At 64.0% G+C, this 13,723-nt stretch carries 12 protein-coding genes; 10 read left to right on the forward strand and 2 right to left on the reverse strand.

Features of this window, described 5'->3' with window-relative positions; genetic code table 11:
* Positions 1–11: 11 nt before the first annotated feature.
* Together CVM73_RS06145 and CVM73_RS06150 are read right to left on the reverse strand one after the other, a co-directional pair.
* Positions 12–803 (reverse strand): class II aldolase/adducin family protein, encoded by a 792-nt coding sequence (locus CVM73_RS06145; protein ID WP_100231105.1) that lies wholly within the window; start codon positions 801–803, stop codon positions 12–14.
* Complete coding sequence (locus CVM73_RS06150; RefSeq protein ID WP_100231142.1) at positions 800–1,663, reverse strand: ABC transporter ATP-binding protein; 864 nt, start codon at positions 1,661–1,663, stop codon at positions 800–802. The genes CVM73_RS06145 and CVM73_RS06150 overlap by 4 nt, the downstream gene beginning before the upstream one ends.
* Before the next feature lie 227 nt (positions 1,664–1,890).
* Here CVM73_RS06150 and CVM73_RS06155 point away from each other — a divergent pair, with 227 nt between their 5' ends.
* The 10 genes from CVM73_RS06155 (at position 1,891) to CVM73_RS06200 (ending at position 13,533) form a co-directional block, all read left to right on the forward strand.
* Complete coding sequence (locus CVM73_RS06155) at positions 1,891–2,604, forward strand: GntR family transcriptional regulator (protein WP_167406657.1); 714 nt, start codon at positions 1,891–1,893, stop codon at positions 2,602–2,604.
* Positions 2,605–2,670: 66 nt separating this feature from the next.
* Positions 2,671–3,450 (forward strand): SDR family oxidoreductase, encoded by a 780-nt coding sequence (locus CVM73_RS06160; protein ID WP_100231106.1) that lies wholly within the window; start codon positions 2,671–2,673, stop codon positions 3,448–3,450.
* Between the two features lie 7 nt (positions 3,451–3,457).
* A complete protein-coding gene (locus CVM73_RS06165) occupies positions 3,458–4,603 on the forward strand; it encodes a pyridoxal phosphate-dependent aminotransferase (protein ID WP_100231107.1) in 1,146 nt (381 codons plus the stop codon).
* Between the two features lie 11 nt (positions 4,604–4,614).
* Positions 4,615–5,496 carry an alpha/beta fold hydrolase gene (locus CVM73_RS06170; protein WP_167406658.1) on the forward strand — a complete coding sequence of 294 codons (882 nt, stop codon included), beginning with the start codon at positions 4,615–4,617 and terminating at the stop codon, positions 5,494–5,496.
* Between the two features lie 3 nt (positions 5,497–5,499).
* The gene (locus CVM73_RS06175) at positions 5,500–6,753 is read left to right on the forward strand and encodes a Zn-dependent hydrolase (RefSeq protein WP_100231108.1); all 1,254 of its coding nucleotides are present in this window, start codon (positions 5,500–5,502) and stop codon (positions 6,751–6,753) included.
* An 8-nt stretch (positions 6,754–6,761) separates the two neighbouring features.
* Positions 6,762–7,292, forward strand: a complete 531-nt coding sequence (locus CVM73_RS06180) for a flavin reductase (protein WP_167406659.1) — start codon at positions 6,762–6,764, stop codon at positions 7,290–7,292.
* A 1,449-nt stretch (positions 7,293–8,741) separates the two neighbouring features.
* On the forward strand, positions 8,742–10,931 hold the full coding sequence (locus CVM73_RS06185) for a type I secretion system permease/ATPase (RefSeq protein WP_158237545.1): 2,190 nt from the start codon (positions 8,742–8,744) through the stop codon (positions 10,929–10,931).
* Positions 10,928–12,391: an HlyD family type I secretion periplasmic adaptor subunit gene (locus CVM73_RS06190; protein ID WP_100231110.1), complete on the forward strand. Its 1,464-nt coding sequence runs from the start codon at positions 10,928–10,930 to the stop codon at positions 12,389–12,391. Before CVM73_RS06185 ends, CVM73_RS06190 begins: the two co-directional genes overlap by 4 nt.
* Positions 12,369–12,734 carry a toxin-activating lysine-acyltransferase gene (locus tag CVM73_RS06195; RefSeq protein ID WP_245452230.1) on the forward strand — a complete coding sequence of 122 codons (366 nt, stop codon included), beginning with the start codon at positions 12,369–12,371 and terminating at the stop codon, positions 12,732–12,734. The genes CVM73_RS06190 and CVM73_RS06195 overlap by 23 nt, the downstream gene beginning before the upstream one ends.
* Before the next feature lie 169 nt (positions 12,735–12,903).
* Entirely contained in the window at positions 12,904–13,533 is a 630-nt protein-coding gene (locus tag CVM73_RS06200; protein WP_146006567.1) for an imm11 family protein, read from the forward strand.
* Positions 13,534–13,723 lie beyond the last annotated feature (190 nt).

Here is a 13,723-nt window from a genome sequence, read left to right on the forward strand (position 1 = left end):
GGCGGTGAAAATCAATTGCGATAGGACGGATCGGTGCGATCGAGCCGGCGCATCAGCGCGGGCCATTCACGTTCGCCGGGCACGAGGATGTCGCCCTGCAATTCCCAGAACTGACGTGCGGCCTTCTCGCAGACATCGTGCGGCGGCATCACGAGCTTGGCCCCGGCTGCGGCCGCCGCCTGCATCTGGAGCTGGATCCGTGCGGCGCGCTCGAAATAATAGAGCAGCATGAAGGCCTCGCCCGGCGTCCGGCCGACGGTGAGGATGCCGTGGTTGCGCATCAGCATCACCTTGTGCGGGCCGAGATCGCGCACGAGGCGGACTTGCTCGTCGAGGTCGATGGCGACGCCTTCATAATCATGGAAGGCCTGGCGGTCGTAGAAGCGCATCGCGAACTGGCTGAGCGGCAACAGGCCTTTCTCCTGCCCTGAAACCGCGACGCTCGCGTCGGAATGGGTGTGCAGCACGCAGGCTGCGTCGTGATTCGAGGTGTGGATCGCCGCATGGATCACGAAGGCCGCGACATTGACGGCATACGGCGTGTCGTCGAGCTTGTTGCCTTTGGTGTCGATCTTCACCAGGCTCGACGCCGTGATCTCGTCAAACAGCAAACCGTAGGGATTGATGAGGAACTGATCCTCGTGGCCGGGCACGCGCAGGGAGATGTGATTGTAGATCAAATCGTCCATGCCGAGCCTGGCGACCATGCGATAGCAGGCCGCGAGCTTGATGCGGGCATCCCACTCGGCCGGATCGATGCCCCGCGGCGCGGCTTGCGGATCCCTCGCCTGCATCGCGTTCATTGCGACTTCACCTGCGCGATGGAGGATTGAAACGACTTCATGCTTTCCTCCTCGATCGCATCGAGCAGCGTGCGCTTCAGGCGCACGAATTCGGGGGAGGTGACGATCTCGGGCCGGCGCGGGCGGGGCAGGTCGACGATTTGTTCGAGCTTCACCGAGCCGGGACGCGCCGTCATGACCAGCACGCGGTCGCCGAGGAAGATCGCCTCGTCGACGTCGTGGGTGATGAAGAGAATGGTGCGTCGGTATTTCTGCCAGACGTCGAGCAACCAGCGCTGCATCATCGCCCGCGTCAGCGCATCGAGCGCGCCGAACGGCTCGTCGAGCAGCATAAGGTCACGCTCGAACAGGAAGGTGCGCATCAGGGCGACGCGCTGGCGCATGCCGCCGGACAGTTGATTGGGGTACTGCTTCTCGAAGCCGGCCAGCCCGAACTCGGGCAGCATCTTCAGCGCCTTGGCGCGCGCCTGCTCGCGCGGCATGCCTTCCACCTCGAGCGCGAGGATGGCGTTGTCCACGACATTGCGCCAGGGAAACAGCAAATCGCGCTGCGGCATGAAGGAGACGCGGCCGAGCAGGTCGCTCGCGTGGCAGTTCTTGCCCTCGAAGCGGAGGATGCCGCCGGCGTCCGGCTCTTCCAGGCCGGCAACGATATTGAAGAGGGTGCTCTTGCCGCATCCGCTCGGTCCGACGACGGTGACGAACTCGCCGGGGGCGACGCTTGCCTGAAGTCCCGAGAGCGCCGCGACGGAGCCAAAGGTCTTGTTGATCGCGCGCAGCTCGAGCAGCGGCTCAGGCTTCAGGTGAACCTGCGGGGCTTCGATGGTCGGTCCGGGATCGGGGAGGCGGGCGGCCTGCACCAGCATGTCCTTGTATAATGGCGGCGGTCATTCGCATACGAAAGTGGACCGCGTCGAAATCTCTTAGCAACTCGTGTGCCAGTGCCATTTCCGAGCAAATCAGGCATAAGACTTGCGAGATCGACGGTGAATAGGTCGGAGACACGGGCATCTCCGACCGAAAGTAGGTCGTTTCGTTAGGGTGAGAATGCCATGATGTATACGTTCTTTGGTGTCGGAGAAACATAATGGCGGATCTTGGTGCACATGGCGGAGGCAAACGCGTCAAAAATGGGCACGAAACCCTTGCCGCGAGCCCGGGCGTGACGCTCGCCGAGAGCCTGCGCCAGAAGCTCGAAGGCGCGATCGCGGCGGGTCACCTCGAGCCGGGCAGCCGCCTCGACGAGCAGGAGATCGCGCAGCGTTTTGGCGTCTCGCGCACGCCGGTGCGGGAGGCGTTCCGCCTGATGGCCGCCAACAATCTGGTCGAGCTGCGCGGCCGGCAGGGCGCGACCGTCCGAAGCATCAAGGCGCAGGCGCTGATCGAGATGTTCCAGGTGATGGCCGAGCTCGAAGGGCTTTGTGCAAGGCTCGCCGCCCGGCGCGTCTCGCAGGCCTGGGGAGCCGAAATAGGTAAGATTCACCAGCGACTTGTGGCGGCGGGCGAAACCGGGGACATCGACGTATTCTACGACATCAACCAGGAATTCCACGAAGCGATCTACGAGGCCTCGCGCAACACGTTCCTCGCCGACCAGACCCGCAAGCTGCGCAACCAGGTGGCCGCCTATCGCCGCCGTGTGACGCGGATGCCGAACCGAATCGCCGACACCATTCGCGAGCACGAGGCGATCATGCAGGCGATCCTGGCCCACGATCCCGAGCGGGCGCACAACGCGATGCGCGACCACGTCAACCTGCTCGGCGACAACCTCCTGGACTTTCTAGCCGCCTTCGAATGACCTCCGGTCTATTGGTATGCAAATTGCTAGGCTTTGTATATCTAGCTTGCATCCTGGAGACCCGGAGTGGACCTGAAGCTGACGAACAAGACCGCCCTGATCACCGGCGCGTCGAAAGGAATTGGACTGGCGGTGGCCGAGCTCTTCGCCGCGGAGGGGTGTCATCTGCATCTCGCCGCCCGCAACGGCGAGGCGATGCTGGAGGCCAAGAAGCAGCTCGAAGCCCGCCATGGCGTGAAGATCACCATCCATGCGCTCGACCTGTCGAGCACGGCCGCAATGGAGAAGCTCGCAGCCGAGGTCGGCGATATCGACATCCTCATCAACAATGCCGGCGACATCCCCGCGGGCTCGCTTGAAATCCTCGACGATGCCGCCTGGCGGCGCGGCTTCGATCTCAAGGTGTTCGGCTACATCACGCTGTCGCGCCTCTATTATCCGCGCATGAAGGGCAAGGACGGTGTCATCATCAATATCATCGGCAATTCCGGTGAGAACTGGGACGCGAGCTACATCGCAGGCTCGACCGGCAATGCGGCGCTGATGTCCTTCACCAAGGCGCTCGGCGGCCGCAGCCTCGATCACGGCGTCCGCGTCGTTGCGGTGAATCCGGGGCCGGTGGCCACCGACCGCATGCTCAAGATCATGAAGCGCAAGGCGATCGACATGCTCGGCGACGAAGGCCGCTGGGAGGAGCTGTTCGACAAATATCCGGGCAAGCGCCCGGCCACCTCGGAAGAGGTCGCCGATCTCGTCGCCTTCCTGTCCTCGCCGCGGTCCGGCTACATCACCGGCACGGTGGTGACGATCGACGGCGGCATCGCGGCGCGCGGCTCGGTGATCTGAGGCGCCGATGTCGGGATATCAATCCGCGGCACTGGTCCGCAACCGCTATTTCGACGAGCTCTCGGCGACGCCGGGGCTCTATTGGCTCGGCCAGAACACCAACCATATCGAGACCCATCCCGCCGTGCGCGAGGCGATGCTGCGCTCGATCGAGGCCGGCGAGTTCAATGCTTATGCGCCGCCACTTGGCTTCGGGGCGCTGCGCGCGGCGATCGTCGCCGATCTCGGCACGCCTGGCGCGGAAGCGCTGGTGACAGAGGGCGGCGTCAACGCGCTTGCGATGATCTGCCGCGCACGCTGCAAGCCCGGCACCACGCTGGTCACGACCGACCCGACCTGGAAATGGCCGTGCCTGTTCGCGCGCCAGCAGGGTGCCAATGTGATCGAGATTCCGATCTACGATCCCGCCTGCAACTACCGTCTGACGCCCGAGGCACTGAAGGCGAATGTCGATGAGCGCACCGCGATCATCTATCTCGTCGATCCCAACAATCCGCTCGGCATCCGCTACACCCGCGAGGAGATCGAGAGCTTTGCGGCGATCGCGCGCGATTGCGGCGCGCTGCTGGTGCACGACTGCACCTACCGCGATTTCGCCGACGGCCATACCCCGGCGCTGCATGTTGCCCCGAAAGGCTCGGTGGTCTCGACCAGCTTTTCGAAATGGCTAGGGCTCGCGGGCCTCCGCATCGGAGCCCTCGTCGCCGCGTCCGACCTGTTCGAGGAACTGGCGCAGACCTCCACCAGCGTGCTCGGCGCCAGCGTCATCGCCCAGCGCGCGGCGCAGGCAGGGTTGTCGGTCAAGGCCGAATGGATGAAGAAGGTCCGCAGCACCGACCGGGCCAACAAGGCGATGATCCAAGAGGCAGCCGCCGCGATCGACGGGCTCGCGATGCCGATCATGCCCTCGCACGGTAACTTCCTCGTCCTCGAAACTATCGCGGCGGGCATCCGCCCGGAGGCGCTGGTCGAATGCTATCGCCGCCAGGGCATCATGATCCGGCAGGGCACCTATCACACCCAGCGCTTCGGCGACCGCTTCGTCAAGATCAGCACTTCAGTGCCGCAACCCTGGGTCGAGAAGTTTTGTACGCTGTTGCCGGAGATGGTCGCGCAGGCGCGCACGCTCAACGACCTGCCGCCGCAATTCTAGGGACGATGCCGATGACGACGATCACAGCGAAAGATGGCGTGAAGCTGCACGTGGAGGAAGCGGGCGAGGGAACGCCGATCCTCTTCATCCACGAGTTCGGCGGCAATCACCAAAGCTGGGAGCCGCAGCTGCGTTATTTCAGCCGGCGCCACCGCTGCATCAGCTACGCCGCACGCGGCTATCCGCCGTCAGACGTGCCCGACAGCGTGGAGGCCTATTCGCAGGTGATCGCCGCCGACGATGCGGTCGCCGTGCTCGATGCACTCAAGATCGAGAAGGCGCACATCGTCGGCCTCTCCATGGGCGGGTTCTGCACGGTGCATTTCGGCTTGCGTACGCCGGAGCGCGCGTTGTCTCTCACGGTGGCCGGCGCCGGCTATGGCTGCGAGAAGGAGTTCGAGGAATATTTTCGCGGCGTTTCGCTCGAAGTCGCCGACAATTTCGAGAAGCAGGGCGCCAGGGAATTCTCGAAGATCTATGCACTCGGTGCGAGCCGGGTGCAGTTCCAGAACAAGGATCCGCGCGGCTGGCAGGAATTCGCCGATCGCCTCGCCACCCATTCCGATCGCGGCGCCGCCAACACCATGCGAGGCGTCCAGGCGCGGCGGCCGTCGTTCTATGATCTCGAAGACGGCTTGAAAAAGATGATGGTGCCGACGCTGGTTATCGTCGGCGACGAGGACGACCACTGTCTCCAGCCCGGCATCTTCCTGAAGAAGACTATTCCCGCCTGCGGCCTGTCGGTCTTCCCCAAGACCGGCCACACGCTCAATCTCGAAGAGCCGGCGGCATTCAATGCGCTCCTCGCCGAGTTTATCGCCCAGGTCGAGGCCGGGAGCTGGCTGCCGCGCGATCCGCGCGCGCTGCCGGGTCAGATTATGCGCACGAAGTAGTCGATGACGAGCCAGCCCCTGATCAACACCGACCGGCTCTGGAGCCGCCTGATGGCACTCGCCGAGATCGGCGCGACGCCGGCCGGCGGGGTCAACCGGCAAGCCCTGAGCGACGGCGAGATCGCCGCCTGGCGCCGCGTCATCGGCTGGGCGCGCGAAGCGGGATTGACGCCGCCGACGGATGCCGCGGGAACCCTGTTCCTCACGCTGGCCGGCCGCGATCGCGGCGTGCCGCCGCTTCTCCTTGGTAGTCATCTCGACAGCCAGCCGACCGGCGGGAAGTTCGATGGTGCGGCCGGCGTGATGGCGGCACTCGAAGCGGTGGTCTCGCTCGCCGGCCAAGACGAGAAGCCTGCGCGCGACGTCATCGTCGTCGCCTGGATGAACGAGGAGGGCTCGCGCTTCGCGCCGGGTATGATGGGCTCGGAAGCCTTCACCGGCGAGCGCGACATGGATGCGATCCGCGCCGCGCGCGATGCCGATGGCGTCAGCGTCGGCGAAGCGCTCGATCGTCTCCACCAGGCGTTTCCTGATGTGCCGCGCAGGCCGCTCGGCTTCACCACTAGTGCCTATCTCGAATTGCACATCGAGCAGGGGCCATTGCTGGAGGCAGCCGCCTGCACCATCGGTATCGTCGCCGGCATCCAGGGCAAGAAGACCTTTCAGGTGGTGGTTGAGGGGAGCGAAGGACACGCCGGCACGCTGGCGCAGTCGGAGAGGCGGGATGCGCTCGCGGCCTTTGCGCGGATGGCGTCGGCGCTCCATGCCGAGATCGGCACCATCGATGCCGACATCAAATTCACCATCGGCCGAGTTGCGGTCACACCGAATGCGCCCTCAGTGGTGCCCTCGCGCGTCAGCTTCAGCATCGATCTGCGTCATCCTGATAATGCGGCGCTTGATGCGGCCGGTGCGCGGATCAAAACTCTTTGCAAGGCGAACGCATCGCCTTGCGCGGTCACGGTGACGCCGCTCGTCGATGCGCCCTCGAACGCCTTCGATGCGCGTCTGCGAGCGGGCATCGGCAAGGCCTCGCGTGAGCAGGGGCATTCGGCCATGACCATGCTCTCGGCGGCCGGTCATGATGCCCGCCATCTCGCCAAGGTCTGCCCGGCCGCGATGATCTTCATCCCATGCCGCGACGGCGCGAGCCATGTCGAGCACGAATGGGCCGAGCCCGATCATGTCGCCGCGGGAGCGTCGGTGTTGGCCCAGGTGTTGCGCGAGCTTGCCTTCGCGCCTGCCATCGAGGGGTGAGGACATCGATGCAGGATGTGGCTTCCCGGGACTACCGTGATGCGATGGCCTGTCTCGGCGCGGCCGTCAACATCGTCACGACCGACGGTGCCGCGGGCCGCGCCGGATTCACCGCATCCGCGATCTGCAGCGTGACCGACGATCCTCCGACGCTTCTGGTCTGCATCCACCGCGGCTCCTCAGCCTATGCCAGCGTGACGCGCAACAAGGCGGTGTGCGTCAACGTGCTCTCGGCGAGGCACGAGCAACTGTCCCGCCTTTTCGGCGGCAAGGTGCCTGCCGAAGAGCGGTTCGCCGCCGCGGATTGGTCGACACTCACAACGGGTGCGCCGGTGCTGGCCAACTGTGCCGCCGCGTTCGACTGCCGGATTGCCGATATCGTCAATGTCGGCACGCATGATGTGCTGTTCTGCCGGGTCGTCGCGCTGCAAAGATCGGGCTGCACCGACAATCTGATCTATTTCGGCCGTGCCTATCACACGGTCGGGGTGACCGATCCCGCCGAGGCTGGACCCGAATCCGCTTCTGGCCCATCCTGAGGGATGCCGGTGGCCATCGCCGGCCGTTCCAACAGCCGCCTCCGTGTCGACCGGATCTCGGCCGTGCGTTGCCCTTGCAGATCGCTACCAGCATCCGGGGCTGCATTCTGCTCCGTGTCTTTCAAGCCGGCCCGCAGCTCCTGTGCTCACGCGAGATCGAGGCTGTTCGCGTACGGTGGCGATGTGAGTCTCGTGTGTCGTGACGTGTGCACTGATAATCCGAAGAAGCGATTTTCGCTTCCAATTCATGCGTATATGGTCCTAGAAGAGCCAAGCCGCGGAGGCCTCGTCAAACCAGTTTTTTCAATCGGTCCAATTACATAAATGGCTGATCAGAGGTTAGAATATCTCAGCAAAATGAATGACTTAGATCGAAAATTCGCCACGGCGCCCATGGTGGATTGGAGCGAGAGTTCAAGTCTTTCAACTGGTTAGAAGCTGGAGTGTGCACGACGTGTGCACCGGGAGATCAAGAACAATCGTAAGAGAGCCAACGCCAACAGCACTTGGTCCGTTCAGATCGATCGGCGCCGCGTGTGCAGAATTGCCGGTTGTCATTGGAAGAAGCGTTCTTGCCTGATCGCCTTCTAGCGATCAGGAGCGTCACGTACTGTGGGCAGAGCGCCAGCTGATTGTGATCAACGCACGGTGGACGGCGGCAAAGATTTCATCGATCTATCCTTCCGCGATGACGAGGGCCGAGAGGTCAAGAGTTGTGTCGTCGCTGCTGTGGATCGGGATGCCGTCCTCAAAGCAGCGGCTGGCGCACTCTGCCCACCGACGCATCCTCCCCGCGGAATCAGGTCGACCGCGGCGAGCGGGCCGACGTGTAGACGGTTGCGCAAGCTATGCGCGTGGTTCTCCCAAACCGGTGCGAGGCGCCGCGCCCGTCCGTGAGACCTTCGTGAAAGGCTGCGTTCATTTCATAGAGCGCGAACGCTTGCCCCGTCAAACAACGTTAGGTACAAGCGATCGTCTAACCCGTGGTCAGGTTGTTCCGATCTAGATGCGACATCAATCGCATACGAGGTTGGGGCAGATTGCTGACGTATCTATGGTGGTGCTCTGTGGCAGCGGCGTGCGGTTTGTACGTCTGTGCAATTCGAACCCGGTATATCCTTTGTTTAAGCGCGTCTTAGTACCCATCGGCGAATTTGAAACGGAGCTGCTCGACAGGTGGGACCCGGCTTCTCCCAGGTCGCTCTCGGGTTGCGGGATCCTGATGCGCTTGCTGGCTTCCTTTCGCGGCGTTTCTCTCCGGTCAATGTTGTCGTTGCCGATGACGCACCGCCCAGCGCCGGATCGGGACCTATGACGATCGGCCGGCATCGACTTCAGCAGGACAGGATATATCGGCGATTTTGCGCTGGTCCCGTAGCGTCGGTACCGTGGCCGGTCTTAGCACCTTCGCGGCGGCGTGCGTATTCGACAGGGTGTGAAGTCTAGATCATGACGATTGCTGTTGTCGAAGCGCGTGACGAGGCTGCGGACGCGACGGGCGGCAACGATTCCTCCTTTCCGGCGTCACTCCTCGCTTTCGTTCTGGTCTCAAAGTTCCTTGGCGTGCCTGCCGATGCCGGTCAGATCGCGCACGAGCACGGCGCGCCCGGCACCGGATACCGTCTTGAAGATCTTGCCCGGATCGCCAAGCGGCTGAAAACCGTCGCCAAGGTCAAGCCTGTCGCGCCCCCCGAACTTCACAAAGTGCCTCTGCCCGCGCTCGCTGAACTGAAGGACGGCGAGGCGATCATCCTGCTCAAGATCGACCAGCGGCCGGACGGAACGCGCTTCCTGATTCAGCGCGGCGATGGCGATCGCCCCGAAGTGTGGTCGGCGGACGATTTCGGCGGCCAATATGCCGGGCGTCTGCTGCTGATGACGACGCGTGAGCTGATGGCGGGGGCGGCGCGCCCCTTCGACATCAGCTGGTTCATTCCTGCCCTCGTGAAATACCGCGGGCCGCTGCGCGACGTCCTGATTGGATCCTTTTTCCTGCAGCTCATGGGGCTGATCTCGCCCATCTTCTTCCAGCTCGTCATCGACAAGGTGCTCGTCCACCAGTCGCTGACGACGCTCGACGTGCTGGCGGTCGGGCTCTCGGCGGTGCTGATCTTCGAGACCGGATTGTCGGCGCTGCGCAACTGGCTGTTTGCTCACACCACCAATCGCGTCGACAGCGAGCTCTCGGCGCAGCTGTTCCGGCACCTTCTCAACCTGCCGCTGTCGTACTTCGAGGCACGCCGCGTCGGCGACAGCGTTGCTCGCGTGCGCGAGCTCGACCGTATCAGGGAGTTCCTGACCTCCAATGCCGTCACCGTGGTGATCGATCTGTTCTTCACCATCGTCTTCTTCGGCGTCATGTACGCCTATAGTCCGCTACTGACCCTGATCGTCACGCTGTCGATCCCCCTCTATGTCGCGATCTCGGTGATCGTGACGCCGCCGCTGCGCGCCCGTCTCGACGAGAAATTCAAACGCGGCGCCGAGAACCAGTCCTTCCTGGTCGAAAGCGTCACGGGGATCGGCACGCTGAAGGCGATGGCGGTCGAGCCGCAGATGCGGGCAAAATGGGAGAAGCAGTTCGCGGGCTACACCAGCACCGGATTCCAGGTCGCAACGCTTGCGAACTGGGGCAGCCATCTCATCCAGCTGGTGTCGAAGCTGACCACGGTCGCGATCCTGTTCTTCGGCGCGAAGGCGGTCATCGCCGGCGACCTCTCGGTCGGATCGCTCGTCGCCTTCAACATGCTCTCCGGGCGCGTCGCACAACCGATCCTGCGCCTGTCCCAACTATGGCAGGACTTTCAGCAGGTGCGTATCTCGGTCGACCGGCTCGGCGACGTGCTGAACGCGCCGGCCGAACCCGATCACAATCCCAACCGGGCGAGCCTTCCTCCGATCAAGGGCGCGGTGAACTTCGATCGGGTTCGTTTCCGCTATCGCCCCGATGCGCCGGAGGCTTTGCGCGGCATCACGCTCGCGATCCAGCCGGGCGAGATGATCGGCATCGTCGGCCCCTCCGGTTCGGGCAAGTCGACGCTGACCAAGCTGGTGCAGCGTCTCTATGTTCCGGAGCAGGGCCGGGTGCTGGTCGACGGTGTCGATCTCGCGCTGGTCGACCCGGCCTGGCTGCGCCGGCAGATCGGCGTCGTGCTGCAGGAGAACATCCTGTTTAACCGCTCGGTGCGTGAGAACATCGCGCTGGCCGACACCACAATGCCGATGGAGCGGGTCATCGCCGCCGCTCAGCTCGCCGGCGCTCACGACTTCATCCTCGGGCTCTCGCACGGCTACGACACGGTGATCGACGAGCGGGGCGGCAACCTGTCGGGCGGGCAACGCCAGCGGATTGCGATCGCCCGAGCGCTGATCGGCAATCCGCGCATCCTGATCCTCGACGAGGCGACCAGCGCGCTCGACGCCGAGAGCGAGGAGATCATCCAGCACAATCTCGCCGGCATCGCCCGCGGCCGCACCGTCATCATCATCGCGCACCGGCTCTCCGCCGTGCGGCAGTGCGACCGGATCGTCACGGTCGAGGCCGGCGAGATCACCGAGACCGGGGATCACCAGACGCTGCTGCGCTCCGGCGGCCGTTACGCCCAGCTCTACACCAAGCAAATGGGGCGCAGCACGTGACGGCCTGGGTCGCCGAGCGTTTTCCGACTCTCGCCAAGCACTGGGCCGTGCTGCGGGCGAGCTGGAGCATGCAGAACGAGGCCGACCGCAACCGCAGGCCGCTCTCCGATCATGAGTTCCTGCCGGCCGCCCTCGAGATCATGGAGAAGCCGCCCAGCCCCGGCTTGCGCATGCTGCTGCTGATGACCTGCGGCTTCTTCACGGCCGCGCTGGTCTGGTCCGTCATCGGCACGGTCGACGTCGTGGCGGTGGCGAGCGGCAAGATCATTCCGTCGAGCAAGGTCAAGACCATCCAGCCGATGGAGATCGGCTCGGTGCGCGCCATCCATGTCGCCAACGGCCAGCATGTCGAGGAGGGACAGCTTCTCGTCGAGCTCGATCCGACGCTCGCGACCGCCGACGAGGCGCAGGCGCGGCAGAACCTGCAAGCCTCAAGGCTTATCCAGGCCCGCAACGCGGCGCTGCTCGCCTATCTCGACGGCCGGCCGACCGGCTTCGTCGCGCCGGACGACACGCCGGCCGCCACGGCCGCGGTGGAGGAGCAATACGTCCGCGCCAGCATCGCCGAATACGAGGCGCAGGTCGCCAGCCTGCAGCAGCAGATCGCGCAGCGCGCGGCCGAGCTGACCTCCGCAGAGGTCGAGATCAACAAGCTGCGCCTCACCCTCCCGCTCGTCGACCAGTCGCTCGAGGCGCGCCGGCAGCTCACCGAGCAGGGCAATTTCGCGCGGCTGCGGCTGCTGGAATACGAGCAGCAGCGTATCGAGCACGTCCAGAACGTCGACGTGCAGCTCGCCAATGCGGCGCGGGCGCGCGCGGCGATGACGGCGCTCGAGGCCGAGATCCGCAAGCTGCGCGAGACCTTCGGCAAGACCGCCGTGACCGAGATGGTCCAGGCCCGCGACAAGGCCCAGCTCGCGGCCGAAGATCTGCGCAAGACCACGCGGCGGCGCGAGTTCCTGGCATTGCGCGCGCCCGTGGCCGGAACGGTGCAGCAGCTCGTGGTCGCGACGATCGGCGGGGTGGTGCAGCCGGCGCAGCCCCTGATGACCGTCGTCCCCGACGGCGCCGAGATCGAGGTCGAAGCCCAGGTCCTCAACAAGGACATCGGCTTCGTCCGCGAGGGGCAGCCCGTGCGCGTCAAGCTGGAGGCCTTTCCCTTCACCGACTACGGCCTGGTGCCGGGGATCGTCGAGAGCATCAGCCGCGATGCGATCGATCTGTCGCAATCCAACGGCCAGCCGCAGCGCGACGACAAGGGCCGGCCGGTCCAGCCCGGCCTCGTCTACGCCGCGCGCATCCGCCTGTTGCAGACCAGCATCCGCGTCCGCGACCGCCAGCAGACGCTCGGCCCCGGTCTCTCCGTGCAGGCCGAGATCAAGACCGGCGAGCGGCGGATCATCCAATATTTGCTGTCGCCGATCACGCAGTCGCTCGATGAGGCGGGCCGGGAGCGGTGAGGGGACTGGACAGAGGCTCGCGCGAACGCCCACGGCGGCCGACCGAACATGGAAGACCAGATGCGCCTCCGAGGTCGACGCCAAGATCCGCGAGCAGATCCAGGCCCACGTGTTCCCGGTCCGCCTCAAGGCCGAGGACTGGAATAGTGGCGACACCACTTGGCTGCTCGACGTCATCGCCCCCTCGCAGAAGGTCGCCACTGCCGTGCTCGCGAATTTCAAGCAGGTGGTGAAGGACAAGCCGGTGCGGATTCACCCGATTGTGAGCCAGTTGGTCGATCCGGCGGTGCTGGAGAAGATGAAGGTGCGGCCGGTGGGGGAGGCTGGGGAGACGACGTCCTGAGGCTCTTCAGTCTTGAAGGGGGAGACAAGTCGGAAGCGGATATAGAAGGGGCAAAGGAATGTCAGGAGTTTCGACCGGCATCGTAACGCGCGACTCGGGTAGGCCGTCTTTGAATTCGGATGGTATGATCGGTGCGTTCTCGAAACTATCCAGAAAGGCAGGCCGAAGAATGGCTTACATCATCCGCGACGATCTCTCATACAGCCTTGGCAAGACCGAGGTCGAATTCTTTCAGGAAGACAAGCCGCCTCTGGATGCGTTCTTCGATCGGACCGACGCCTATCCCGGTACGATCATTCGGGCGACATGGGTTAGCGGAACCATCCTTTCGCCCGATGTAATGCCCCGCCGCGTGCGGCTTATCAGGGGAGAAGCGATGTATGACTGGCTCGTGGTTCGCGGTGGGGCGACCCTGGTCAGCTCGCGGTTCAGAGACGCGGTTGAGCAACTCGACCCCGGACGGCATCAATTCTTCCCGGTCGTTGTCGAAGACAAGAAGGGACGTGCTTGGCCGGGGAGTTTCTTCATTTTCAACGTGGTCGGGCGAATTGACTCGATCATCGAAGACCGAAGCAGCTTCAAGGTAACGGGACGCGGCCAGATCGAAAATTGGAGCTACCAGCGCGTTGGGCCGTGGCAATGCACGCTTAACGCGACTGTCATCGGCGATAGGGCCTGCTGGATCGAACATCACCATAGCGAGTGCTGGTTCATCTCCGACCGGCTGGCAGCATTGCTGCAAGAGCGCGGGCTGACCGGGTTCAGGCTGGACGAGCGTAGTGACGAGATCACGCGCTAACTCATCAATTTATCCCGCCCCGCGCGAAATCGGGAATTTTCCAGATGAATTACGGTGACAGTGCTGGACTGCCCCCCTTAAGTGAGACACGATAATTCCTGTGACAGGCATTTTGAGGATGACCTGTGGCAGTACGAGCAAAGAACCGTCAGTTTCCGACGGCCTACAAATTGAAGGCGATCAGGCGGGT

It is taken from the genome of Bradyrhizobium forestalis (assembly GCF_002795245.1).
Taxonomy (GTDB): domain Bacteria; phylum Pseudomonadota; class Alphaproteobacteria; order Rhizobiales; family Xanthobacteraceae; genus Bradyrhizobium; species Bradyrhizobium forestalis.

Coding starts and splice junctions, on each gene's coding strand:
- CVM73_RS06175 (WP_100231108.1), top strand. CDS start 5,500: ATGACGAGCCAGCCCCTGATCAACACCGACCGGCTCTGGAGCCGCCTG.
- CVM73_RS06200 (WP_146006567.1), top strand. CDS start 12,904: ATGGCTTACATCATCCGCGACGATCTCTCATACAGCCTTGGCAAGACC.
- CVM73_RS06180 (WP_167406659.1), top strand. CDS start 6,762: ATGCAGGATGTGGCTTCCCGGGACTACCGTGATGCGATGGCCTGTCTC.
- CVM73_RS06195 (WP_245452230.1), top strand. CDS start 12,369: ATGAGGCGGGCCGGGAGCGGTGAGGGGACTGGACAGAGGCTCGCGCGA.
- CVM73_RS06155 (WP_167406657.1), top strand. CDS start 1,891: ATGGCGGATCTTGGTGCACATGGCGGAGGCAAACGCGTCAAAAATGGG.
- CVM73_RS06145 (WP_100231105.1), bottom strand. CDS start 803: ATGAACGCGATGCAGGCGAGGGATCCGCAAGCCGCGCCGCGGGGCATC.
- CVM73_RS06185 (WP_158237545.1), top strand. CDS start 8,742: ATGACGATTGCTGTTGTCGAAGCGCGTGACGAGGCTGCGGACGCGACG.
- CVM73_RS06165 (WP_100231107.1), top strand. CDS start 3,458: ATGTCGGGATATCAATCCGCGGCACTGGTCCGCAACCGCTATTTCGAC.
- CVM73_RS06170 (WP_167406658.1), top strand. CDS start 4,615: ATGACGACGATCACAGCGAAAGATGGCGTGAAGCTGCACGTGGAGGAA.